Consider the following 24,840-nt stretch of genomic DNA (forward strand, 5'->3'; position numbering starts at 1 on the left):
CCCTTTTCTCTATTTTATGATAATGATTATCATATTCATCCATTAAGAATAGGCAGGAGCCCTCCTTTTGTCAACAAAATTCGACATAGTATGCATCACTACTAAATATGCCAAAAAAGCCCTTCCTGTAGGAGGAAGAGCCTCTCGACCTGCATATGAATCACAACTGAAAAAATAAGCTCCACCATAATCTGTTATTCCTTGCTCACAGCATGGAAATCACGAAAGTACATATGGAGATATATCACTGAGATTCATCATCACATACACCTTCTTGTTTCTCGTTTAAACTCCTACAGCGATGCCCTCATAGAACCGACGAATTACCTGCTCCGCTGGCTTGCCGTACACTCCATATCCGTCATCGGTCAGCGCATCCTTCTCCGCGTGCAGATGTGCGCTCCAATCCCACAGACCAAATCCCCGTACCCAGTCGCGCTGACTGACATCCCGGAACATCGCCTCATAGAAACGCTCTTGTTCCTCCGCACTTACTTCGCCTTCTAGTCCCCAATCGTTTGGTACCTGGGCTGATCCACTGCGGCTGGGACAGCCTGCTTCTGCGAAGAAGAAAGGTTTGCCGTAGGGAGCAATCGCCTGCTCAATTCGATCCAGCTGTGCCTCCCAATCTCCGATGGGATAATAACCACTGGAAGAGATCACGTCCACAGCATCCCACCACTTCACATGATCTTCCTGATATTTGTCCGTGTTGTATGACACCAGTCCCGTATACACTTCACGCACACCAGCGATCACCTCGCGCCACTCTTGATCCCGACGCTCGGATTGCACCATCTCACAGCCAACGATGAACATTTCACACTTTTCCTGCTCTGCAATCGCTGCATAATGCTTCTGAAATGCCGTGTAGCTGCGGAACCAATCCTTCCACTTTGGCTCACACGGCACATCGATATCAAAAAAGTTAATGTGTGCACGCCATGTGCCATCGGTACAGTTGACGGTTGGTTTCAGAATGACACGCAGCCCGAGTGTACGGGCATAACGAATCATGTCCACCAGTTCATCATCAACCACCAGATGTGTGCCCCGATACTTGACCTCTACCGCCTGCGGATGATCCTGATGTGCCGCCAGTGCAAAAATAACATGAGAACTGCCTGTACGTTCTGCCATCAGGCGCAAAGATTCTTTGGCTTCCGGCTTACGGAAGTCACCCTTACCACTCATCCAACCAAATGTAAATCCCTTGATATAATCCATATGCATTGCTCCCCAATGTTTCTGTTTACTTAATGAAAAAAGAATGACCTACTATATACACTTTCACTACGATTGCAGTACCATCTTCCGATCGCCGTTATCCCCAGATTTCTGTCAATCCCTTTTATACAAGGGAGAAATCCGGAGATAACTGCGACCACTTCGCTTCTTCAGATTGGTTCTGCACTTTCACTTCGATTACAGCTTGCCTTCCTCGTGGTCTCCAGCGATGACTTCGTCCGTCTCGATCACATAGTTCACGATTTCCTCGATGGTCGTGTAAGCCACGCCCACATAGGTATCGGCAGCACCGTAATAGATGGCGATACGCCCAGTTTCTGCATCATGCAACGTTGCGCATGGGAAGATGACGTTATCGACAAACCCTTGCTCCTCGTACCATTTTTCCGGTGTTAGTACGAAGTTAGAAGAACGATATTTTACTTTGGACGGCTCATCGAGATCCAGAATGACCGCTCCCATGCTATAGACAAAACCGTTACAGGTCCCAGTGACGCCATGGTAGAACATCAGCCAGCCTTCGGACGTCTCGATCGGAGCAGGCCCGCCACCAATTTTGACCGATTGCCACCAGCCTTGGCCGCCCTTGCTCATCACATGACGATGCTTGCCCCAATACACGAGATCCGGGCTTTCACTCAGGAAAATGTCCCCGAATGGCGTGTGTCCACTGTCACTTGGTCTGGACAACATTACATAGTTATCGTTGATTTTGCGTGGGAATAACACGCCATTACGATTAAACGGCAGCATTGGATTTTCGAGGCGGACAAATGTTTTGAAGTCATCTGTTTTGGCCAGGCCCAGTGCTGCGCCGTAGAAGTCTGTACACCAGATGATGTAATACGTGTCCTCGACTTTGACCAAACGTGGATCGTACGCATAGTTCGGCATAAACGGATCGCCATTTTCATCTACAAATGCAATGCGTTCCTCTTCAATTGTCCACTCCAAGCCGTCTTCACTCGCCCCCATGTGAAGGTGAGGACGGCCATTAACAGTTTCGGCGCGGAATACCCCAATGAATTTGCCTTCATACGGTACAACGGCACTGTTGAAAATGCGGGCAACACCTTTGACCGGGTTACGCGGAACCACCGGGTTGGCCGAATGTCTCCATACCGGGCCTTCCGTTCCCTCCGGTTTGTTCTCCCAAGGCATATTCGGCAAAGCGTCCCCAACAATGTGTACGTTTTTCGTTTCAGCAACTGACATTTTCATTTCTCCCTTCGGTTAGGCTTTATGAAATGAATACTTAAAATTGCACTAGACCACTTTGATGACAGAACAACCTTCCGATCGCCGTTATCCCCAGATTTTTTTTGATCCCCTTATAAAAGGGGGAAATCCGGTTATAGCGTATGCTTACGGAGCGAGCTTTCTTTCAGAAAGCTTTTAGCGTCCCCTCCGTTTCTCCAGCTTTTTTCCGTCCTCTTCGTTCCTGTGTATTCTCATATGCATTTCATATAGCCTTTCGTTTTTTTATTTAACGGAGCCTTGCGCGAAGCCATTGTAGATGTACTTCTGTAACAGCAGGAAGATGATCATCGTTGGAATAATGGCGATCATGATGCCGGCGCTGATGACTTCCCACTGCGATCCAAACGGTCCCTTGAATTTGAACAAGGCGGTGGATATGACCTGTAGATCGGTCTTTGGCATGTACAGGAACGGTGTGTAAAAGTCATTATAGATGTTCACACCCTTCACGATAATGACCGTTACAATAGCCGGTTTCAGCAGTGGCAGAATGATTTTCCAGTAGATCGTGAAGTACGACGCGCCGTCCAGCATGGCGGATTCATCCAGTGCACTTGAGATGGAGCCCAGGAACTGTAGGAAGATATAAACCGCGATGATATCTGTACCCAGGTACATCACGATGGCCGCCCAGCGTGTGTTAAACAGGTCGAGCGCGTTGATGATCTGGAATGTGGCGACCTGCGTTGTAACACTTGGAATCAGGGTAGCGAGCAGGAATGCCGCGACCATAATTTTCTTGCCCTTGAATTTGAACCGATCCAGCACATATGCGATCATGGAGCCCGTTAAGGTCGCTCCTATAATAGAGATGATCAGAATAATAATGGTATTTTTGAAACCAACCAGCATGTTGCCATCCACAAAAGCCTTCGTATAGTTCGCAAAGTTCAGCCAGTTGGCTGGTGGAGCAAGCGGGCTGCTGGTGGCGTATTCCGCATTCGTTTTGAGAGATGCAAACAGGATGACCACGATGGGCAAAAGCGCGATAAACGCCGCAATAACCAGGGAAGCATATTTAACCACGCTCGCAAGGGTGTATTTGAGTTGTGTCACGTTTATTCCTCCCCTTTCATGGTGACGCGCTGCACAAGCGTAACGAGAATAACGATCAAGAGCAGCACCACAGCCATGGCGGATGCCAGTCCCAGCTTGCCATATTTAAACGCCAAATGAACCGTCTGGATTACAAATGTCATACTGCCGTTGGAACCATCGGTCATGATATATGGAATATCGAACGCACTAATTGCGCCGCTAATCGCCAAGATCAGGTTGAGCTGCAGGATACGTGTAATGCTTGGCAGGATGATGTGGCGGAATTGCTGCCAGCGATTGGCGCCATCAATATCGGATGCTTCATACACATCCTTTGGAATGGAGGAGATTGCACCCAGGAAAATGATAAAGTTGAAGCCCATGTATCTCCATACCGATGCACCTGCGAGTGACACGTTGATAATATTCGGATTACCGAGCCAAAGCTGCGTGTATTGTCCCAGCCCTACAGCATGCATGAGCATATCGAGTGTACCGTCCGGTTTGAAGAAAAAGAGGAAGATAAAACCGATGGCTACCCCATTCAGCAAATAAGGGAAAAACAGTATGCCTTTGAAAAAGTTTTTGCCTCGAACCTTGAAACTCAGAATGGTGGCAAAGTAAAGCGCCAAGCCCATCTGTAAGAACGTAGCCACGAAGTAATATAAACTGACAATAAATACTTTGAAGTATTCGGGATCACTGAATATGCGCGTGTAGTTCTCAAACCCAACATAATCAAACCTTTTACTGTATCCGTTCCAATCGGTGAAACTGTATTTGAACATGTTGATGACAGGTAAGTATGCAAACGTGAACAGCAACGCCAGCGGAATAATTGAGAAGGCACAGATGATAAATATGCGTTGCGCTGAGTAGCCCCAATTCGAAAGTTTTAAGTACTTCATGCTCTCCACACCTCCAAGCGGTTCTCCCGCCTATATATCGAAAGACTCCCGTCCAATGGAATTCCTGCGGAATAACTGCCGGGGAAGAGCATGGGCATCATGCTTTCAAATACCACATACTCCATTCACAAATGGATTCCTATATCCCCGCAGTCCATTCATCACCTGATCCACTTACGTTAATCCAATTATTTTGTGAGTTCTGCTCTTGCTTTGACCCACTTGTCGTTCAGATCTTTCATGATGTCGTCATACGATTCCTTGCGGTTCCCAATACCTGCTTCGATAATGCGTTTCTTGAAGTCAGGCTGCCAGAGACCGATTTCGCCTTCGTTATCAATCTTGTCAACCAGACCTTCCTGACCTTCTTTGGCAGGTGTAAGCGTGGAGAATTTAACGTCTTTATATTGATCCAAAATTGGTGGTAATTCAGCATTCTTGTCTGCATCCATACCGCCACCCTGTTCAACCGCGTAGTTTGATTTCGCCAGGAACCAGTCAATCCAGGCTTTGGCAGCAGGTTTATTCTCACTGTTTACGTTCATGCCGATGTTATAGTCGGCGGAGAGCGGAACCACAACCTCACTAGCATTGGTTGGGAAAGGTAAGAATCCAATGTCGTCCGGGGTATCCGTCATACCTTGGATCTGTGTGATGGCCCAAGAGCCCAGTGCCATTGTGGCAATTTTGCCTTTGGCAAGATCTGCTTTGGAGCTTTCCCAGTCGGTTGTTGTTGGATCTTTCTCGATTAGACCGTTCTTGGCTGCATCAAAGAGCACTTTATATAGTTCATAATGCGGCTGACCAGGCACAAAGTTCTCATCTGTGTTCGGTTGGTCCACGTTAACGTAATCCACACTGCCTGCAACGGTTGGCAGATCCGATTCCCATTGGGTGAGAGCCCAGCCGGATGCATAGTTGGTGTAGAGCGGAACCGCATCTGTATTGTCTTTGACCAGTTGAAGCGCAGCCTGAAATTGCTCCGGTGTTTTTGGAACTTCCATAATGCCTGCTTCTTTAAACACCTGTTTGTTATAAATGATTCCTGAGAACGTGATCACGGTAGGAATACCGTACACCTGACCATCCACCATGCGTTCTTCAATGGCGGTGTATTTGTCTTTCAATTCATCGTACGTGCCGAGCGGCTCGAAAAAGTCCGGGATATCTGCGATCGGAACACTGGTCGGGATCATCAGTACATCACCGTAATCCTTGGTGCTCATACGGATCTTCACTTGTCCTTCGTAGTCGGCCAGTGCCTGGAAATTTACTTTCACATCGGGATATTCCTTGTTGAACTCAGCCGCATAGTCTTTGAACACGGTATCCACAATATCTGTCCGTTGTGTCAGAACAGTTATTTCACCTTTGATATCTGCCGGATCTGTGCTGATCTCCTCCCCTGCCTGCGAAGATCCACCTCCGGATGAACATGCAGCAAGTAGCGAAGTGATGAGCAACATCGTCAGCAACATCATCCAACCTTTGTTTTTTTTCAATTGTTTCGACCCCTCTCTTAAGTTAATTAAGTTATCGTTAAGGTTACAAAATGAATTCTATTATGGTAACGATTACCTGTCAATTAAATTATTTATAACTTAACAAGAAAAATTGCGAAGTAATTCGTTGACATCTGTTTTTTAGGGCACTAATATTATTTAATAAAGTTACCGTTAACTTAATTTAATTAGATTGATGCACTATTTTGAAGGAGCGCTCACTTATGAATACAAAAACAACCGAACTTCAATCTGAAATTAAGGCGCATTGGGAGACGCAGATTTTACCCTTCTGGTCCAACCTTAAAGATACAACCCACGGTGGATTCTACGGCTGGGTTGGCAATGATCTTCAAGTGAATCAACAGGCGCCCAAAGGCGGGATCGCCACGGCACGGCAACTTTGGTCTTTTGCAGCAGCCTATCGGGTAACCGGAAACGAAAGATGGCGCAATCACGCGGAGCACGCCTATCGTTTTCTCGCTGACCATGTGATGGACACCGAATATGGCGGTATGTACTGGATGGTAGATTACACAGGGGAAGCACTGGACACGAGCAAACATGTGTATACGCAATCATTCGGCGTGTATTCACTCAGTGAGTACTATCGTGCAACTGGGGATACTTCTGCATTGGAACTTGCGAAAACGCTTTTTGCTCTAATCGAGGACAAAGGTCTGGATGCCGAACTACCTGCGTACAAGGAACAATTTGATCGCACATGGAAGGAACAGCCCAATGAAATGCTGAGCGAAAATGGAGTGATTGCGGATTACACAATGAATACGCATATCCATGTGCTGGAGGCCTACACCACGCTCTATCGCGTGTGGCCGGATCAACAAGTGAAGGCGGCGCTGGAATGCCTACTCGGGATTCTGTATGAACGGGTGTATGACCAAGACACCAAGTTTCTCGGGGTATTTTTCAACAAACAGTGGGAATCCATCATTGACCTGCGCTCGTTCGGACATGACATTGAAGCCAGCTGGCTGATTGACGAAGCATTGAAAGTTCTGGGGATGGAACAACATCTGGAGTATGCGGCGATGGTTACGGATATCGCCTATAACATTTCCAATGTAGCCGTGAATGCCGATGGTTCCCTGTTAAATGAACAAGAAGGTGAACATATCCATGAGAAGCGAATCTGGTGGGTTCAAGCTGAGGCGATGGTCGGTTTCTATAATGCATTTCAGCGTACAGGTGATCCACTGTTTCTGGAGAGAGTGGAACGCTTGTGGACCTATACAAAAGAAAACATCATTGATCGGCGCGCTGGTGGGGAATGGTACTGGTCGGTTGATGGAAACGGAACACCGGATCAGAGCGAAATTGCCGGACCGTGGAAATGCCCGTATCACAATAGCAGATTCTGTATTGAACTAATTGAGAGGATGGGATCAGAATGATACACCCGAAATACAAGGAGTTACTGGAGAAACAGGAGCAGCTACTTAGTCGCCCTAATGAGATCAATTCTTCCTTCTACAACGGCGTATATGACCGGTACCAATATCCGGTAATCACTCGCCATCACGTACCACTGCATTGGAGATTCGATCTGAATGAGACGACAAACCCGCATTTCATGGAACGCCTGGGCATTAACGCAACACTGAATCCGGGAGCCATCTATTTCAATGGCAAATATATCATGGTCATTCGTACCGAAGGATTGGATCGCAAATCGATCTTTGCGCTCGCCGAGAGTGACAATGGTATCGACGGATTCCGTTTCACGGGTAAACCATTGGTCTGGGAAGATATCGATGCGGATGAAACCAATCAGTATGATATGCGCCTCGTTCAACATGAAGATGGCTGGATCTATGGCATCTATTGCTCGGAACGCAAAGACCCTGAGGCTCCTGCATTTGATACATCCAGTGCAGTCGCACAGGCAGGACTGGTTCGTACACGGGATCTTACAAGCTGGGAACGGTTGCCCAACATCACAACGAATTCCCCTCAACAACGCAATGTCGTATTGCACCCGGAATTCGTGGATGGAAAATATGCCTTCTACACCCGTCCACAGGACGGATTCATCTCAACAGGCAGCGGCGGCGGAATCGCCTTTGGTCTGTGTGAGGATATCTTGAACCCTGTCATTCATGAAGAGAACATTATCGACGAACGGCAATATCATACGGTATATGAGGTCAAAAACGGTCAAGGCCCTGCTCCGCTCAAGACGGATCGTGGCTGGATTCACATTGCTCACGGAGTTCGGAACACCGCGGCAGGCCTGCGTTATGTGTTATACACCTTTGCTACGGATCTGAATGATCCGGCGCGTATTATTGCCAAGCCGGGCGGCCACTTCATTGCTCCTTATGACGAAGAGCGTGTAGGCGATGTATCCAATGTTATTTTCTGCAACGGTGCTGTGGTCAATGAAAAAGAAGAAGTCTTTATCTATTACGCATCCAGCGATACCCGCTGTCATGTGGCAACAACTACTCTGGAGAAACTGGTTGATTATACGTTCAATACACCAGCTGATCCGTATCGTTCCCTGGACTGTGCCAGCCAGCGGGGTCAGCTGATTGAACAGAATGAGAAGCTTTTACAGAAACAATTAACGTAACATCGGTAGAGCGTCCTCTCAGGGAAACCTGCAATGTGCTGAAAATTAGCGAAACAACAGCCAGAATGGCTTTATTACAAGTGGGTAACGATGTATACTGATATGGATTGTTATTATGTTGGAAGAAAGTGTTCATCATAATGACAGCACATTGTGCCTATACCGGCTTGAAGGAGGCGACCATACTGAAGAACAATATCACCATGCGGGATATCGCCGACAGGCTCGGGGTCAGCAGTGTGACCGTCTCGAAAGCATTGAATGATAAAGATGGCGTGAGTGGCGAATTAAAGGAAAAAATTAAAGTGCTTGCTGCCCAAATGGGCTATCGGTATAATGCTGCTGCCCGTTCCATGAAGGAAGGCTTAACCCATAATATTGGCGTAATTATCCCGGAGCGTTTTACCGGGCCTACGCAGTCGTTCTATGTACGCGTGTTCCAGCGCATCACCAAACATCTGGAGGAACAGGGCTACTACGGCATTCTGCACATTCTGAATGTGGAGGATGAGGAGGAATTAACACTGCCCAAGCTGTACAGCGATAACAAGGTCGATGGTTTCATCGTGCTCGGACAGATCAGCAAAGAGTATATTGAACTGGTGCGATCGATGGAAGTTCCCAAAATGTTTCTCGACTTCTACGATGAACATTCGGACATCGATTCCGTTGTTACCGATAACTTCTACGCTGCCTATGAGCTGACGAACTATCTGGTTCAGCAGGGCCACCGTAACATTGCTTATGTAGGGAACCTGTATTCCACGAGCAGCATCCAGGATCGATTCCTCGGGTACTACAAATCCTTGCTGGAACATCGCTTGCCGATGAATCCAGATCTGGTTCTGAATGATCGGGATGAACGGGGTACGTTTATTGAGATTGATCTGCCGGAACAGCTGCCAACCGCTTTTGTATGCAACTGTGATCAGGTCGCTCATCTGCTCGTTCAAAAACTGACTTCAATGGATATTCAGGTGCCTGGCCAATGCTCTGTTGTTGGTTTTGATAATGATATCTATGCGATGCTCTCCGATCCCAAGCTCACAACTGTTGAAGTGGATGTGGAACAGATGGCACGCACGGCAGTTCAGTCCATGCTCAAAAAGGTCGACAACCCAAACCGCAGTTTCGGCCGTGTACACGTGAAAGGCAACATCATCTATCGTGAATCGGTAAGTGCTGTGTCTGCCTCATCAGATACTATGGATATCTGAATAAAAAAATGAAATAAACGAACACAGATGACTGGCCTTTATCTTACTGGCCAGTCTTTTCTGATGAATTGGAGCTTAACGACGGCGATGATCTGTTGAATTTTCCAAAAATGTAGTCGTTCTCCAAATCGAGAGGATGAGGATCAGCTCATACACATTGGTTAAAGTACCGGTTTCCACTGGCAGGGAGATTAACTGCCCTACAAACAACAAGGCAGTTCCAACAAACAGCCAAACCCATTTATGTTTGAAAAGAACGACCAGGCTAACAAATAACAGAACAAGCCCCACGATGATCACCATCATCGGCGGACCTCCATGACCTTCTGCCATATATCTCAGTACTCCATACTCTTCTATAACCTTGAGATTTTTAACCTCGGATAAAGTAAAACCTACAATCTGGTAGATAACCAAACCTAAAGTTATCAGCCATGCCACCACACTCGTTATACTTCTATTGGCAAACTTGGCACCTGAGCTGCGCAAGATATGGTAGCCAACAAGAATAAGGGTAGGGGTAGCAAAGGCATGTAGCCAAAATCGAAGACTACTGAGGACCATTAACACTTCCCCATCCCCTATCAAATTACCTACAGCAATAATTCCATTGTCATATGCCAAGCTGAACGCTACGAATAGCTGAAAACTGGAATACGCGAGCCATTGCTTCCTCTGGGTTAAATCGACGGCCATCCAAACAACAAGTATCAAATAAACAAGAGTAAGTACGGAGTATATCCATACATCCAAGCTGCTTCACCATCCTTATTGGTCAATTCTAATAAATTATATTTACCGGTAAGTAAAATTACAAGGCGTACTTGCATAAATGGTTAATTTGTCATAAATTACTCACAAAGGTAATGAAGATAAATAAAGATTCACAACGATCACCGGCGAGACTAACACATGCTGTAGCTGGAGATGATCCACCCTAACAAGGAGTCACTTTTCAAGCGGCCCGCCAAACTGTTTATGGAGCCGATTCATATAAAAAGAGCACCCCCGGCTATCGTAGCTGCAGGAGCACTCTTTTCCTTATTTGAAGAACGTAAAAGCAACAGGTTACTCTGATATCAATAACTTGTCTTCAACCAATTATCCTTGGACCAGGTCAATTTACCCGAACCCGCGCCATTGGAAGCCGTGAGGCGTGCATTCAGCGTGGATGGATCATCCGTGGTATAGCTGTAAGGAAGTGTCGAGAAGCCGTTCCAGGAGAACGATTTTATCACCGCCGGGATTGGCGCCAGTGGACTGCCAGACGTATCACTGCTTCCACGGAATGAGCTGCCATCCAAAGAATACATGGTATCGGTCACTCTGATTTTGCCGGTATAGGTTGGGTCTGCCGGATCGGTCTGATTGTTGCGAACAGGATACAGCACGTCCTTGATGACTGATTTCTCGACCAATACGGCTCCGCTCTCTGTGGAGATTGCCCCATTGCCAATGATATCAAATTTATAACCTTTGGACGCAATCGCTGTTGCCATCGCCGTTGTAATTTTGGCTTTAGCGGCACGTGCCCCTGTCGAATCCATCACGATGTTGTATGCATGTGCGTTGCCTCCACGCAGGCGCGGCATCCGATCCTGAATATCTTTGTACAGATTATGGTGCAGCGTCATGGACAGGTTGGCGTTAGCTGATTCCAAGCTGGTCGAACCGACCAGATGTCCTTTCTTTTGGGGTCCGGAGATGGCGATAATATCGGCTTTGCTGAGACCTACAGCACTGCTGCGCAGGTAGTTGTACATGGGATAGGAAGCCTTATTTGCTTCCAATTCGTTAATCTGCTGGGTAACCCAGCTGTTCGAGCTGCCGTCATCCCCTTTGAAGAGGGACCAGGAGATGGTCACGCCACTGGTTCCTTTTTTCGAATCGACGAGTCCGTCATAGGCTTTATTAAATGTGCAGTGATCAATCCACACGTTGCTGTTCTCCTCCAGGGTGATGTAATCCCAATCGTTCTTGTCGTAATCACCTTTGGTGGATTCATCCCATTCCCATAACTCATCAAATTCCAGGTTGCGGATGATGACATTTGAGCTTCGTTTCACGCTGATCGCAGCGTGTTTGATCTTGGAACCATTGGCGGAGAAAATCGTGAGTCCATTGAAACCGTCAATCGTGAGCTTGCTGACACCGGTCTGTTTTAATACGGGATGCGTCAGCGCATCATTATGCTTGGCTAAAGGAGAAGTCTGCGCTGCGCTCGGAATTTCATTCCATCCCAGATTCAGATCGTTCATGATCTCAACAACTTTGACACCGGAGTTCTTTTTCAGCGCCAATGCCAGATCGGTCGCATTATACACTTTCTTATACGTGGCTGTGTTAGATTCGCTAATGATGCCGCCGCCCGCGTTCCCTTGGGAGAAGCCTGTAAGATTGTAGTCTGCGTTACCCGCTGCCTGCACACTTGCCGGGCCGGACAATAAAGTTAACCCCAACGTTAGAGCCAGGGCTGTGCTGCATAAACTTCGAAATTTAGTTTTCATCGATTCCATTCCTCCCAATATATGATGATGACATTCGTCCATCGCTGCCATGCCAAGTTACGAAGGACATGTTCTCAATGTAAGTGTTGAAAGCGATTACAACAATAATCCCTATCTCACATGTGGTTAGGAAAGGCTGGTATGGTAAGGGTTTGTACTGTAAGCAACCTTGAATCGTACAGAGTTAACTTGGAGAGTGAGGTTTCAGGGATACATCGAGGTAACAAGAACATTCCAGATGGGATGAAATTAAAAAAGCAGGACTGCATCTGCCGCAGACCTGCTCGATTTTACTTTTTGATGGAACGTGTCCAGAAGCCGCCATGGAACTGTTTGGGCTCCACGGTAATAACAAATGCTTTGGGGTCCAGATCGAGAATCGTCTGGTAGAGCAATTTCTGGTTTTTACGTTTTGCCAGAATCTCCATCACAAGCCGATCTCCATCACGTCCACTGCCCACCCATGCAGTAACGCCATATCCTTTATCTCGCAGGGCATTCGCGACGCTTCCATCCAGCTGATTACAGATTACTTTAACGGTGATATAACCGAGCGCAATCTTTTCTTCAATCCACGCTCCGAGCAGCACACCCAATCCGTAACCTACCGCATATACAATCAGGGCCTCCGGTTGTTTCAGATAGTTTAACACCAGATTCAGACCGAGCACATAGATCACAATCTCACCCATGCTGATCAGTGCGGCGATATATTTCTGTCCTTTGAGTGTCAGAATCATCCGGAGTGTATAAGCCGATACATATACAATCTGGATCAAAAAGATAAATACCAATATTTTAAACAATCACAATCCCTCTTTCCTGGCCTTCACAACGAAATTGGCCCTTTGCTGCATATCCTCGACGATTTCGTTTCATCTATGCTTCCTGTATGTTCGCTCTATCTCCATCATTGGACGTTATGCCCTCATTCTAAACGGTTGAATGTAAATCCGTAGGCATTTTCTGCTCTCTGGCATGCCGGAACTGCAATTATAGAACCGTTTGTACCGATTATCAACCCGGCGGAGGTCCCAGGGTCGAAAACGGGGGTCTTTGAATATGCTGTATCATCATAAAGCCAAGCACGCTGGCACAGGATATCAGGTCAGAACCAGGATGGATGGGTCAAAAAAAAAAGGGGGTACCGTCATGCAGCTATGGCAGGAGATGGAGCGGGAAGGCATGGAGGAACTCATTTTTTGCCATGATGCAGATAGTGGATTGAGGGCGGTCATTGCCATTCATAACACGGTCCTTGGACCTGCGCTCGGCGGATGCCGCTACTGGACGTACGCGTCCGAGGAAGAAGCTGTTCGGGATGCTGTGAAGCTTGCCAAAGGCATGACGTACAAAAATGCAATCTCTGGACTGCCGTATGGTGGCGGGAAAGTGGTCATATGGGATTCACCCTTTGCGAAGAGTGCAAAACCGGATGTGGATGGTTGCGGGTCTGTTAGTGGTGAGCAAGTCGCTGGAGATCTAGGGGTAGAGCAGCAAAAGAGCGCTGCCACGGAACGAGAAGTCGCCGCCGATCAGGTTGCTGATCGTATAGATAAGAGCCTGGATACGGACGTATCCAGGCGGGCGCAGCGCTTTCGTGCACTGGGTCGTTGTCTGGAGCGGCTGAACGGGCGATACGTGACTGGTCTTGATCTGGGTACCACGGCGACAGACATGGACCAGATCCGACTGGAGACCGCACATGTGACGGACACCACGGGTTCGCTTGGGGCGCAGGATGACTTCACTGCCGAGATGACCGCCTACGGCGTACACATCGGCATTGTGACCTCGCTGCGCCAGCAAGGCATTGCATCTTTGCAGGGCATTCCCGTTGCCGTCCAGGGACTGGGCAAGGTCGGGTATGCCCTGTGCCGTTACCTGCATGCAGCCGGGGCACGGCTCATTGTGGCAGACGTTGTACCGGAGCGTGTACAACGTGCCCTTGTGCAGTTCAGCGGCGCCATCTCGGCCGATCCGGCCCATATTCACGCCGCTGACTGCAAGGTCTTCGCCCCCTGTGCCCTAGGGGGCGTACTGACCCCGGCAACGGTGGAGGAGCTGCGCTGCTCCATCGTTGCCGGGGCGGCCAACAACCAACTGAGTGAACGACAGCTGGTTGCAGGCCGCATGCAGGCGCGCGGCATCCTGTACGCGCCTGATTATGTGCTCAACGCAGGCGGAATCATCTCCACCGCCTACGAGCTGGAAGGCGCCGGGCCTGACCTGATCCGCCAAAAAGTGGCGGGGATTGCAGGCACGCTGAGTAAGGTATACGCAGAGACTACGCAATCTGCGATCTCCACAGCCGATGCAGCCGATCGGCTGGCGGAATCCATCCTCCGCTCAGGCCATAAGAAATAGGGCATCCAACCCTGCTACCTATGTATATTCACACCGCACACACATTCTTCGTCACTCTAATGTTCAAAGCTATAGCATATCTGGAACTCATTATAGCTTCACTGGATTTCGACATTTCGACGTACTGAAAGAGAGCCTCCACTGCTTTACTCCATTCTAACGAATCTGTTACACCCTATTTGCCCCTTTTAGCGCGAACCTACTATCTAACGAATCTCAGACGCACTATTTCGCCTAGATTGATTCTTTTTCAAGCTAAATAGCTACTTTTCCAAAGGATAGCGTTCCTGAGGTTCGTTAGAATTTATATTTCAGATTTTCACCCTGAATAGGTTGTCTCAGGTTCGTTAGCGTTGCGGGCGAAGGTTCTATGGGGTAGTATCACCTATCAAAAAGAGCTAACCTAGACGTAAGTGTCCCGGTTAGCTCTTTTTAGCTCTTCTTAGTTCTTCTTAGTTCTTCTTAGCACTCTTAACTCTTCTAGGCTCTTATCACTTCGTCCTTCTACTTTCTAATCCCTTATCGCTTTTGCTCTTGCTCTTGATTCTTTGATTCTTTGGCTCATTTTTTTCCAATCGCTCTCTGTACGGATTACATTAAGTTTTCTTGTAAACCGTCCCTCTCAACGTAATCCACCCTCTTTTCTTTCCTTCTTTTACTCTTTTATTCTTCAGTTCTGCTGCAACTTCTCAAACTGCAACCGACCTCTTCTTCGCTGTCTTCTTCTCTCGAAACAGCAGCGTCCACAGCAACACATTCGCTACGATCAGTAGCGCACCATAGATCCATACGCCCCCTGACACTGATCGGAAAAAGACATGGACTCCCCATAACATAGCAAGCACAGGGAGGGCGGCGAATACATACCAACCATCACTTTGCTGCGCCATACTGAAGGATTGGGAGAACGGTGGCTTACGCAACAACAATTTGCCTGCCAGTGGCACAAGCGCCGTAGCTGTCAGCATAATAATTGCAATATCCGGCAGTATCCGTGACCCAAATGTCCAGGTAAACAAAATGGCATTTGCCAGAAATATAGGCAGGAACATGTTGCATAAGAATGCCTTTAGGGCTCCTTTATATAACGCGCTATCATTCGCCATCGGTGCAGCGCGAAAAGTCCAGAATGCCTTATATTGTCCTGAAAATTTCAGCATGACTACAACCGTTACAACCAGCATCAGCACGATGTAAAAGGTGTATACAAACGAACTTTGTCTAAACTCCGCCCAACTAGAAGATTGCAATTCAGTAAACCAAAATACATAAGGTAAAACAAATGATAAACCAAGCGATGGATACACCTTCAGCTTGAATTCCCGTTCATTACGCATCATGCTGGCTGACAGACGGAAGCAAGCCTGCTCTTCTCTCGAACGACTGACCACCTTGGAGATCAACCGATCCCATCTTCCACGTCTGCGTCCGGAGGACTGACCCGAATGTGCCATTTTTTCCAAATACAATTCAAAGGAAGGCATAAGCTTCACATATACGATCATGCTCACCACAGGAACCAAGACTGCCAGTGCTGTGAACGTATAGATCCACACATTCCCGCCCCCTGCAAATAACCATTCATATGCAGCCGCATACCATAACGGAGGTAACAGCAACTGCCACCAAGCCGGGGTAAATACCATACCAAAATCAATAATACTGAACGAACGGATGACCAGCTGATAACCGATCGCAATCCCCACGGAAAGCAGAATCTGTACCATATTGATCATATCCTTCAGCTTCTCACCATCCAGAAACTTCATCATGAACAGATAGATCAGAGACGTTGTCACCAGAATCAGCATATTGATCAGAATCAGTTCTACAAGGAAAATCAGAAAGAATCCGATCCCATGGGTCACCAACGCGGCAATTAGCGGTATACCGGTTAATGAACCTGTCAGCAATAGCAGGTATACGCCCGCATGGATGGCTCGGGCCATACCCACCGTTCGCCCATTAACGGGCTTAGTCATAATGATATTACGATCCCGAATGTCCAGTAGCACGGAGGAAAAATCTGAGATCATAGACGTCATGATCATAAACATTAAGATGCCAAACACAAGGCCCATCTGAAGCATGAAATGCCCCGTATCCCAGACGATGAAGGGAACCATCATCAGTCCCATTAATCCATATAACCACAGGGATCGAAGAAACTGATTACCTTCCTTGCGCTCCTTTTTTCCTGAATTGTTGGATAAAATAGTAGGTACTCTGCGTTGATCCATCTGGAACTTCACTCGCAAGATCAGACGTAGCACATCATAATCAGCCCCTGTTCTGGCGATGATTGGCCGAAAGCGATCCAGAATCTTGAGTGTGCGGAAGTCGGAGGATTCCTCCATATCAGTACACCTCCTGCACAATCGATACAAATCGCTCAGCAATGGCTTTGTGCTCATTGAAGCCCGTTAGTTGATTGAATACTTCCTCCAGCGTGCCTTCCATGGATTGCTGTTGGAGCTGCTTGAATGTACCGTCTGCCACTACGCGCCCTTCAGCAATTAGTACAATTCGACTGCTGATCTTCTCCACCACATCCATGATGTGTGACGAATAGAAGATCGTTGTGCCTTTGGCTGACAATTGTGACAAAATCTCTTTGACCACCATCACACTATTGGCATCCAATCCGCTGAGTGGTTCATCCAGGAACAACAGATCCGGGTCATGCAGCAGCGCAGAGATCAACAGCACTTTCTGACGCATACCTTTGGAAAAAGAGGCAATGCGGGAATGATATGATTTTTCCATTCCAAAACAATCCATCAATAGCTTGGCTTTGTAATCCGCATCCTCATAGGACATACCGTATAACTCTCCCGTAAAAGTCAGATACTCCGCAGGCGTTAATTGTTCGTACAATTCCGCCACCTCCGGAACATAGCCGATTCTGCGTTTATACTCTACATCTCCATCCGCAATATCTTTACCAAAGATTCGCACCGTGCCTACATATCCTTCAACCAGCCCGAGTAAAATCTTAACCGTCGTACTTTTTCCAGCCCCGTTTGGACCAATATATCCAATCATCTCACCGCGATTTACTTCCAGATCGATGCCGTTCAGCACATAACGTCCGTTGTATCTCATACGCAAGCTTTCAATGGATAGCACTTGTTGTTCACTCACTTCGTTATCCAGCTCCTGTCTCTACCTTTTTCTACAATTCTACTAGTTTACCACAGATTGGGATGGTAATGATCGGAAATAGGTCACGATATCAGCCATCAGCTGGATATCCCCTTCGAGTAAAAGCATCACGTAACATGCGTGAATACATCACAAAGCCCCTATCCCACCTTATGGTAAGAGACAAGGGCTTCCACTTTATGTTGAATCTTATTTTCTAATATCTAAAAAGTCTTACTGCACCTTAACAATCTGAAAATGCTGATTCGTGCCGCCATTATCCGTCCACTGGATGGCCGCAGCCCCATCTGCCAGGGATTGACTGGAGATATCCAATACTTTGCCTGTACTGCGGTTCTTCAGTTTATAATAACCACCACCTACATGGACGAGCTGCCATTGCTGGCTGGCCCAGCCACCATCATTCCACTGTTCAATGACAGCCCCATCCGTCGTGGCACCATTCTCCACACCAATTAGCTTGCCACTGGAACGGTTGATGATTTTGACATAACCGCCACCCGCATCGGTAATCTGCCACTGTTGACTTGTCATCCCCCCATCTGCTCGCTGCTCCAGATCCGCACCGTTGGCGGAAGAACCCCCAATGACATTCAGTAATTTATTGCTTTTACGGCTAATCAGCTGATATGAAGCATTCGGGTCCCAGACATCCGGTGTACTCACTCCGGTCACGGTCCCTGTTGCTGTATCTATCGTAATACTGCTGGCCCAGTTCATCGCCAGACTGGTTGCACTCGGGAATGAAAGTGGCAGCCAGACATACTTGGAATCCTGCACCGGTCCGCTCCACGCTCCAGCCCAGCGATCACCCATGTAAAGATAAGATGTGGTCTGTGAACCTTCTACAGGAACGACATAGGTGGATTGGGAACCATACGTTGTGCTGTCTCCAAAATTGCTAAGACCACTCCATGTGCCTGTAATGCTGGAGGCTGTCGCATATTTGGCCTGATTTGGATTCCAGCCGGTCGCACCCGAGGTGATCAGGAAGTAGACGCCGTCTTTTTTGAATAGGGCAGGTGCTTCACGATATTGTCCGGGCCACAGCGTTGTGACTAAGGATTCCACACCCAGGAAATCCGGGGTCAGCTTATATATATTCAGATCAGCATTCACTCGGGTCGCAGAGATCAGATAAGCGGTTCCGTTATCGTTGTATACCGTCATGTCTCTGGAATCATACCCAAGTGGACGATAACTGCCCACATACGTGTAGTTGCCATCAACCGTATTCGAAGTAGCTACGGCCACTCGGGCCTCGCCATAATCCAGACCATTCTCCTTGTGCATCCACAGCACATATTTGCCGGTAGCACTGTTGTAGATGACCTTTGGGCGTTCAATGTTAGAGATATTTAGCTCGGCTGCCGAGCTGCTGGTCAGCACATCATTACGATACTCCCAGTTCTTCAGATCCGATGAACGATACACGGACACTGCCTTGAACGTTCCATTCGTATTACGATTCTCCCCAAACCAGTAATAATACCCATTTGCCTTGATCATCCCGCCCCCATGAGCATGAACGACATTGCCATTGGTATCCTTGAACTGTATCCCGTTCGTTACACTGAGTGGAGCAGCTGAAGCATCCGGTCCGGGTGCGAGCAGCATACCTATGGATTGCAGAGCCAAAACCAAAGCAAGCAGATAACTCAAGCGACGGGTAAAGCGACGTGAATGTGTATTCTTTTTCAACCATCCATCGTTCATAGCCATATCGTAATGCACCTCCATGTTTTTTATGAAGCGCTTACATAAAATTAAAATCGATATGTCTCATCTGCCTCCGATCGATGATGCATTTCAGCATTAGAATTCCTGGCAATACTGGCTGGGCGTTCACCTCCCTGATTCCGATTGTATCCGCCACGTTCCTGCTCGAATAGTGAACAATCCGGCGGAAGATGTACAATTTTATACTCCGCTCTCTCAATCAACAACAAAAAGACGCTTCCCCCGAAGCGTCCTCTGCTATACCTGCCCTGCCCCTCCATGATGTAACGATCTCTAGCTGTGTGCGGCTGTTCATAGGCAGGTTTTTATATGATGTTTTATCGGCGTATACTCACCCTTATTGCTTAATCTTGGTCGTCAAAATCCTGGTCAAACGATAACACTTTACCTGTGTTGGCATCGATATCTAAATCTGCTTCACCTTGAGCAGTTCTCAGTTCGATCTCATACACATAGCGACCATCATCATGATCCAGCTCGACTTTGGTTACTTTACCACCCGTAACTTGTTTCAACGCAATGTTTGAAGCCTGGGATGCCGTCAATTTGACCTGCTTGGAAGTAGAGTTATTAGATGTGTTGCCTGTTACAGTACCTTTATAATCGTCGTCATCATCGTAGTCTTCATCATTCACGACCGCAAGGATTTTGCCTGTATAAGCATCCAGACGAACGACAACATCATTGGTTCCTTTTCTGTCGATCTCAACTTCATAGAACGTTTGGCCGTTTCTACGCTCCAGATCCACGTCATCCACTTTACCATCGGCTGCTTTTAACGCCAACGCTTTCGCTTGGGATGCATTCAGCATTTTACCTGTGCTGTTCTGATTCTGTGTTGCAGATTGTGTTGTTGACGTTGGTGTAGTTTGCACCGATTGTCCGTTCACATTCCCGCTAGCCGCTACGGCCGATCCACCAAGTAATACTGCTGCTGACAAGCTACCAATCCAAAGTTTATGTTTGTTCATCATCATCATTCATCTCCTCGTTGTTGTTGTTTCGTTCTCGTCTACATTTATAGAATAACCTGCAGGAATGAGAGATCAGCGAGAGTTAGATTAGAATTTGATGAGAAAATGAAGAGAATGCTCATTTAATGAGTGTTCATTATGTATGTAATCTAAAAGAAATGAAAAAGATGACCCCTAAATTAGGAATCATCTATCCAACAAGGTGTAACTCTATATTCAATGGATTCCTGTACAAATGTTAATCATCGTCCTCATCCCAAGTCACCGAACGAATTGCTCCTGAGATGGCATTCACTTGCACAATAGCCTCCCGGCCATCCTCCAAATCAATTTCAACCAGATAATATGGATTCCCGCTGTTGGTTCCACGCAGTTCGATGTCGTCCACTTCCCCCGGAACCTCCGCAAGTGCCTTCTGTTTGGCTTGTTTCTCGCTCAGAAACTGAGGTTTGGGATCATCCTTGGTTGGTTCAGTTGTCGGGGCTGCTATTGTTTTGGAAGCTATCGTCTCTCCCGTGTATGGATCAATTGTGAGTTCTTCACGACTGTTATCCTTTGCCTTCACTACCGCGGTGTATACCGGACTGCCTTGCTGCTCCACAAGTTCAAGCGAGACCAATTGGTTATCTGTTTGTTGTTTTAACAACGCCGTCTTGATCTGCTCGCGGCTCCATAACGTCTTCTCTTCCGCTTGCGGGTTCGACTCCAGCCGTTTAATGGAATTCACAGCAGCTGTAACGGCATCCACTTGCACATCATATAGGCCGGTCTCCGAACGGAGCTGCATGATATACGTCCCGTCCTTCAACGTCGAATTTACAATCTCTCCTGGATATTGATCAAGCACCGATTGTGCTGCCGCATCTGCCGTAAGTACCGCACCCGTCGATTGCCAAGGCTTCCACCACACCACAACTGCCACAATCAGCACAACGAGAAGCCCTGTACCCCACCAGAGTGACCTTCGCGATTTCGCCCATCCACTGTTCCCTTGTTCATGCCGTTTCATCTCCGGTGGTCGCTGCTCATGCTCTGTCATCACGTTTCCCCCTTATAACTCTCCCAATAGCCCGAGTTCATCTGTTATATATTCGGTCTGAGTTTAGTTTCCAATGCTACTACATAAAATGAACTAATCTTTTACACAGTAACGGAGAGGACAGAAAAACCTGAAAAAGCGAAGCTACAAGCTTTCTGCAAGAAAGCTACTTCGAAAGCATACACTTCGCCTGAAAGCTTTCTGAAAGAAAGCTGCATCGAAAGCATACGCTATCCCCGGATTTTCCCCTTGAGAAAAGGGAATCAAAAAAATCTGGGGATAACAGCGATTGGAAGGTTGTTCTGTCATCGTAGTGTCAGTGTGAACAATCTTTAGTTCAGTTTATTTAGTATATAAGAGAAGAATGAGAATTTCATGAGAGCGGCCCGTTCTGAACCGATAAAGGCAAAATAATCGAAGCCTCGGTGCCTTCACCCTCGGTGCTGGTCAGTTCAATCCGTGCTCCAACTGCTCCTGCAAGCTCTTTGGCAAGTGACAATCCCAGACCTGAACCACTTGCACCTAAGCTGCGTGTTCTGGCCGGATCAACCCGGTAGAATCGGTCAAATACCTTCTCCAGCTCGTCCTCCCGCATACCAATCCCGGTATCCACGATTCGAATACGGCACTCTTGCCCCTTGGCTTCTAGCCTGACTTCAATTGCATCCTCACTATACTTCCGGGCATTATCCAGCAAAATAAACAACAGTTGCTTCAGCTTACTCTCATCGCTGATCGCCCAGATTGGACCTGGATCTTCACACCGGACTTCACGGTGATAGGCTTCGCGAAACGCACGTGTGGAGTCTGTAGCCAGTCTCGTGATATCCACACGCTCCAACTGTACATTCCACTGCTCTGGCTGCTTCGCAAGCAGTAACAGTTGCTCGGTCATCTCTCGCATGCGAACCGATTCGGACAGAATCGCTTCTACCGCTTCTTCAAATACCTCGGGCCGCTCTTTTCCTCGCCGCTGTAGCAGACTGGCATAACTCTCAATAATAGTCAGCGGTGTTTTGAGCTCATGAGATGCATCGGATACAAATCGCTCCTGTCGCTCAAAGTTGGATTCGAGCAGATCCATCATCCGGTTGAACGTCTGTCCCATCGTTTTCAGTTCATCCTTCGATCCTTCCTCCAGTGGAAGACGCTTGAATTGTCCGCTGGACTGGATGTCAGTCATCGTGCGTGTCATCTGCTGAATCGGTCTGGTCATCCGGTTCGCCAGAATCCGGCTGGAGATAATGGCTGGAATGAGAGCAATAATCGTGACCGCCACAAGCACAGTCCGCAGTACAGACAGACGATTCTCCGTCTCTGCAATGCTCTCGGTGACCTGTACATTCACCACCTCGCCATCAGGCCAGATGACCGGGACTGATACCCACACATAACCAATCTGTTCAACTTGGGTATACTCCGATTTCTTCTCACTTTCGTACTTATAAGGCAGCTTGCTCAGCTGCTCGGAAGCTGCTGTTGTTGTCACTGGGGAACTGGTGCCGTCTTCATTAACGATCCGAAGCATGCCGTTCACAGGCGCGTAGGCCCGCAACAAATCATCCGGCGGAATGGAGCCGGCAGACTGACGCACTCCTTTGACAATAGACTCCGCTTCCGCTTCCACCCGATTAACCTCATTATCAATCGACATCCGTTCAAACACGATGTAGACCGACAGGTTCACCGCGATTAACAGCACAGCAAATAATACAGACGAATATCCGTAGATTTTACTGCGCAGGCTCATAACTGTTCCTTCAGGACGTATCCTACGCCCCGTACGGTATGTATTAAGGGCGGTGTGAATCCGTTATCCACCTTTTTGCGCACATAACGGATGTACACATCCACCACATTGGTATCTCCATAATAATCGTATCCCCACACGGCCTGCACAATCTGGTCACGACTGAGCACCTGACGTTGATTCTGAAGCAGGTACACGAGCAGGTCGAACTCACGTGGAGTAAGCTCAATGGCCACACCATCTCGGGATACCTCTCGCGTTCCTTCATTTAGTTTCAACCCGGCAGCCGTCAACCAGCCCGCCTCAACTTCAGCCTGATGCCCATAAGAGTCATTCCCCGTATCAGCAGATGTAGACGAAGAGGCGGAAGAAACAACAGACGCCACTGCACTAAGCCGCAATGCAGCCCGAACTCTCGCAAGTAGCTCTTCAATCTGGAACGGTTTGGTGATGTAGTCATTGGCTCCAAGATCCAGGCCGGATACTTTGTCTTCTACAGAATCTTTGGCAGTGAGCATAATGATCGGGACCGTAGCATCTTTGGCCCGAACTCGCCGCAACACTTCAATTCCACTCAGACCAGGCAACATCACATCCAGCAGAATCAGATCCCACTGTCCTTCAGCATACTTCTCCAGTCCTTCTGTTCCACTACCAGCCTTGCCCACCTGATATCCCTCATACTGTAGTTCCAGTTCCAGCAGACGTGCTATTTTGGGCTCATCCTCTATGACCAGCACGGCTTCGTTCATGCAGCGCTCCCCCTCATCCCCATCATTTCATTCTCCCGTTATCTTACAATAACATCTACAATTTGCCCAAGGCATCTTCAACCGGATGCTCCCCGGCAATCAGATCAAAGGCCATCCGGTACGTCTTCTCTTCCTGCAAAGAAGCCACGATTACGCGGGCTACATCTTCACGTGGGATGCTTCCTGGCTCCAGATCGGTTCCAACTGCGATCTTACCTGTGCCTGGTTCATTCTTCAGACCACCTGGACGTATAATCGTGTAATTGAGATCACTTGCAAACAACACACGATCCGCATAATGTTTCGCCACGTAATAAGGCTTAATGGACTCTGACCATTTCTCCCGTTGATCTGCGCCATACGCACTGACCAGAATATATCTGGAGATTCCTTGCTGCTCTGCGGCTTCCATCGTTTTCACCGCACCGTCGAGATCAATAAGCAGTGTTTTGTCCTGACCGGTAGATCCGCCAGAACCTGCCGTAAACACAATGGCATTATGATCCTTCATTGCCTCAGCCAAATCCTCTACACTACCCTCCAGGTCACCAATTACCACTTCGGCACCGAGTTCCTTCAGTGCATCCGCCTGCTCCGGTTTGCGGATCATAGCCGTTACTTTATGTTTGCCTTCCTGTGCCAGCTGCTCCACCACAAACTTACCGATTTGTCCATTTGCTCCTATAACTAAAACGTTCATACGTCATTCTCCTCTCAGTTGAACGGATGGCTTGAATGGCTTGTTGTTGCTCCCCGTTCTTTTTATTTAAAGATACT

Annotated in this window: 21 protein-coding genes; 4 read left to right on the forward strand and 17 right to left on the reverse strand. The window is 47.7% G+C overall.

Translation table 11 applies throughout. The features are described 5' to 3' along the window. Positions 1-285: 285 nt before the first annotated feature. The 5 genes from MHI55_RS29735 to MHI55_RS29755 all read right to left on the reverse strand — a co-directional run bounded on the left by MHI55_RS29735 (position 286) and on the right by MHI55_RS29755 (position 5,956). Positions 286-1,227, reverse strand: coding sequence for a 1,4-beta-xylanase (locus tag MHI55_RS29735; RefSeq protein WP_340387974.1), 942 nt, complete (start codon positions 1,225-1,227; stop codon positions 286-288). 198 nt (positions 1,228-1,425) lie between these two features. Further along, the gene (locus MHI55_RS29740; protein ID WP_339190713.1) at positions 1,426-2,463 is read right to left on the reverse strand and encodes a glycoside hydrolase family 130 protein; all 1,038 of its coding nucleotides are present in this window, start codon (positions 2,461-2,463) and stop codon (positions 1,426-1,428) included. 267 nt (positions 2,464-2,730) lie between these two features. Continuing rightward, on the reverse strand, positions 2,731-3,564 hold the full coding sequence (locus MHI55_RS29745; RefSeq protein WP_074092703.1) for a carbohydrate ABC transporter permease: 834 nt from the start codon (positions 3,562-3,564) through the stop codon (positions 2,731-2,733). A gap of 2 nt (positions 3,565-3,566) precedes the next feature. After that, positions 3,567-4,454 (reverse strand): sugar ABC transporter permease, encoded by an 888-nt coding sequence (locus MHI55_RS29750; RefSeq protein WP_017691677.1) that lies wholly within the window; start codon positions 4,452-4,454, stop codon positions 3,567-3,569. A gap of 188 nt (positions 4,455-4,642) precedes the next feature. Beyond that, entirely contained in the window at positions 4,643-5,956 is a 1,314-nt protein-coding gene (locus MHI55_RS29755; RefSeq protein ID WP_282319937.1) for an extracellular solute-binding protein, read from the reverse strand. Between the two features lie 224 nt (positions 5,957-6,180). On the opposite strand from MHI55_RS29755, the gene MHI55_RS29760 reads away from it, so the two are divergent. From MHI55_RS29760 to MHI55_RS29770, 3 genes are all read left to right on the forward strand, one after another. Further along, positions 6,181-7,371, forward strand: a complete 1,191-nt coding sequence (locus MHI55_RS29760; protein ID WP_340387976.1) for an AGE family epimerase/isomerase — start codon at positions 6,181-6,183, stop codon at positions 7,369-7,371. Continuing rightward, complete coding sequence (locus MHI55_RS29765) at positions 7,368-8,552, forward strand: glycosidase (RefSeq protein ID WP_340387978.1); 1,185 nt, start codon at positions 7,368-7,370, stop codon at positions 8,550-8,552. Before MHI55_RS29760 ends, MHI55_RS29765 begins: the two co-directional genes overlap by 4 nt. Positions 8,553-8,692: 140 nt before the next feature. Next, a complete protein-coding gene (locus tag MHI55_RS29770; protein WP_340387981.1) occupies positions 8,693-9,769 on the forward strand; it encodes a substrate-binding domain-containing protein in 1,077 nt (358 codons plus the stop codon). Positions 9,770-9,844: 75 nt separating this feature from the next. Here the strand turns inward: MHI55_RS29770 and MHI55_RS29775 are convergent, their stop codons facing one another. The 3 genes from MHI55_RS29775 to MHI55_RS29785 form a co-directional block, all read right to left on the reverse strand. Then, positions 9,845-10,522 carry a hypothetical protein gene (locus MHI55_RS29775; RefSeq protein ID WP_340387983.1) on the reverse strand — a complete coding sequence of 226 codons (678 nt, stop codon included), beginning with the start codon at positions 10,520-10,522 and terminating at the stop codon, positions 9,845-9,847. 326 nt (positions 10,523-10,848) lie between these two features. Continuing rightward, positions 10,849-12,276, reverse strand: a complete 1,428-nt coding sequence (locus MHI55_RS29780) for a hypothetical protein (protein ID WP_340387985.1) — start codon at positions 12,274-12,276, stop codon at positions 10,849-10,851. Between the two features lie 290 nt (positions 12,277-12,566). Beyond that, on the reverse strand, positions 12,567-13,082 hold the full coding sequence (locus MHI55_RS29785) for a DUF2179 domain-containing protein (RefSeq protein ID WP_101313505.1): 516 nt from the start codon (positions 13,080-13,082) through the stop codon (positions 12,567-12,569). 346 nt (positions 13,083-13,428) lie between these two features. On the opposite strand from MHI55_RS29785, the gene MHI55_RS29790 reads away from it, so the two are divergent. Then, positions 13,429-14,643 (forward strand): Glu/Leu/Phe/Val dehydrogenase dimerization domain-containing protein, encoded by a 1,215-nt coding sequence (locus MHI55_RS29790; protein ID WP_340387987.1) that lies wholly within the window; start codon positions 13,429-13,431, stop codon positions 14,641-14,643. A gap of 689 nt (positions 14,644-15,332) precedes the next feature. On the opposite strand, the gene MHI55_RS29795 is transcribed toward MHI55_RS29790, so the two are convergent. From MHI55_RS29795 to MHI55_RS29835, 9 genes are all read right to left on the reverse strand, one after another. Next, positions 15,333-17,000, reverse strand: coding sequence for a hypothetical protein (locus MHI55_RS29795; protein WP_339190700.1), 1,668 nt, complete (start codon positions 16,998-17,000; stop codon positions 15,333-15,335). 1 nt (position 17,001) lies between these two features. Continuing rightward, positions 17,002-17,787, reverse strand: coding sequence for an ABC transporter ATP-binding protein (locus tag MHI55_RS29800; RefSeq protein ID WP_036606587.1), 786 nt, complete (start codon positions 17,785-17,787; stop codon positions 17,002-17,004). Between the two features lie 234 nt (positions 17,788-18,021). After that, entirely contained in the window at positions 18,022-19,530 is a 1,509-nt protein-coding gene (locus MHI55_RS29805) for an RICIN domain-containing protein (RefSeq protein WP_340387989.1), read from the reverse strand. 44 nt (positions 19,531-19,574) lie between these two features. Further along, complete coding sequence (locus MHI55_RS29810) at positions 19,575-19,754, reverse strand: hypothetical protein (protein WP_143781152.1); 180 nt, start codon at positions 19,752-19,754, stop codon at positions 19,575-19,577. Positions 19,755-19,892: 138 nt separating this feature from the next. Next, a complete protein-coding gene (locus MHI55_RS29815) occupies positions 19,893-20,489 on the reverse strand; it encodes a PepSY domain-containing protein (RefSeq protein WP_339190695.1) in 597 nt (198 codons plus the stop codon). A gap of 271 nt (positions 20,490-20,760) precedes the next feature. Beyond that, positions 20,761-21,561, reverse strand: a complete 801-nt coding sequence (locus MHI55_RS29820) for a PepSY domain-containing protein (protein WP_339190694.1) — start codon at positions 21,559-21,561, stop codon at positions 20,761-20,763. 373 nt (positions 21,562-21,934) lie between these two features. Beyond that, positions 21,935-23,311, reverse strand: coding sequence for an ATP-binding protein (locus MHI55_RS29825; RefSeq protein ID WP_339190692.1), 1,377 nt, complete (start codon positions 23,309-23,311; stop codon positions 21,935-21,937). Beyond that, positions 23,308-24,063 carry a response regulator transcription factor gene (locus tag MHI55_RS29830; RefSeq protein ID WP_339190689.1) on the reverse strand — a complete coding sequence of 252 codons (756 nt, stop codon included), beginning with the start codon at positions 24,061-24,063 and terminating at the stop codon, positions 23,308-23,310. The genes MHI55_RS29825 and MHI55_RS29830 overlap by 4 nt, the downstream gene beginning before the upstream one ends. A 55-nt stretch (positions 24,064-24,118) precedes the next feature. Then, positions 24,119-24,763, reverse strand: a complete 645-nt coding sequence (locus tag MHI55_RS29835) for an SDR family oxidoreductase (protein ID WP_339190684.1) — start codon at positions 24,761-24,763, stop codon at positions 24,119-24,121. Positions 24,764-24,840: the final 77 nt, after the last annotated feature.

The organism is Paenibacillus sp. FSL E2-0151 (assembly GCF_037993015.1).
Taxonomy (GTDB): Bacteria; Bacillota; Bacilli; order Paenibacillales; family Paenibacillaceae; genus Paenibacillus; species Paenibacillus amylolyticus.

What these genes read in the sequence shown, in the direction of transcription:
- MHI55_RS29760 (WP_340387976.1), top strand. Translation starts at nt 6,181, where the DNA reads ATGAATACAAAAACAACCGAACTTCAATCTGAAATTAAGGCGCATTGG.
- MHI55_RS29765 (WP_340387978.1), top strand. Translation starts at nt 7,368, where the DNA reads ATGATACACCCGAAATACAAGGAGTTACTGGAGAAACAGGAGCAGCTA.
- MHI55_RS29835 (WP_339190684.1), bottom strand. Translation starts at nt 24,763, where the DNA reads ATGAACGTTTTAGTTATAGGAGCAAATGGACAAATCGGTAAGTTTGTG.
- MHI55_RS29820 (WP_339190694.1), bottom strand. Translation starts at nt 21,561, where the DNA reads ATGACAGAGCATGAGCAGCGACCACCGGAGATGAAACGGCATGAACAA.
- MHI55_RS29795 (WP_339190700.1), bottom strand. Translation starts at nt 17,000, where the DNA reads ATGGAGGAATCCTCCGACTTCCGCACACTCAAGATTCTGGATCGCTTT.
- MHI55_RS29805 (WP_340387989.1), bottom strand. Translation starts at nt 19,530, where the DNA reads ATGGCTATGAACGATGGATGGTTGAAAAAGAATACACATTCACGTCGC.
- MHI55_RS29830 (WP_339190689.1), bottom strand. Translation starts at nt 24,063, where the DNA reads ATGAACGAAGCCGTGCTGGTCATAGAGGATGAGCCCAAAATAGCACGT.
- MHI55_RS29780 (WP_340387985.1), bottom strand. Translation starts at nt 12,276, where the DNA reads ATGAAAACTAAATTTCGAAGTTTATGCAGCACAGCCCTGGCTCTAACG.
- MHI55_RS29825 (WP_339190692.1), bottom strand. Translation starts at nt 23,311, where the DNA reads ATGAGCCTGCGCAGTAAAATCTACGGATATTCGTCTGTATTATTTGCT.
- MHI55_RS29735 (WP_340387974.1), bottom strand. Translation starts at nt 1,227, where the DNA reads ATGGATTATATCAAGGGATTTACATTTGGTTGGATGAGTGGTAAGGGT.
- MHI55_RS29740 (WP_339190713.1), bottom strand. Translation starts at nt 2,463, where the DNA reads ATGTCAGTTGCTGAAACGAAAAACGTACACATTGTTGGGGACGCTTTG.
- MHI55_RS29750 (WP_017691677.1), bottom strand. Translation starts at nt 4,454, where the DNA reads ATGAAGTACTTAAAACTTTCGAATTGGGGCTACTCAGCGCAACGCATA.
- MHI55_RS29790 (WP_340387987.1), top strand. Translation starts at nt 13,429, where the DNA reads ATGCAGCTATGGCAGGAGATGGAGCGGGAAGGCATGGAGGAACTCATT.
- MHI55_RS29770 (WP_340387981.1), top strand. Translation starts at nt 8,693, where the DNA reads ATGACAGCACATTGTGCCTATACCGGCTTGAAGGAGGCGACCATACTG.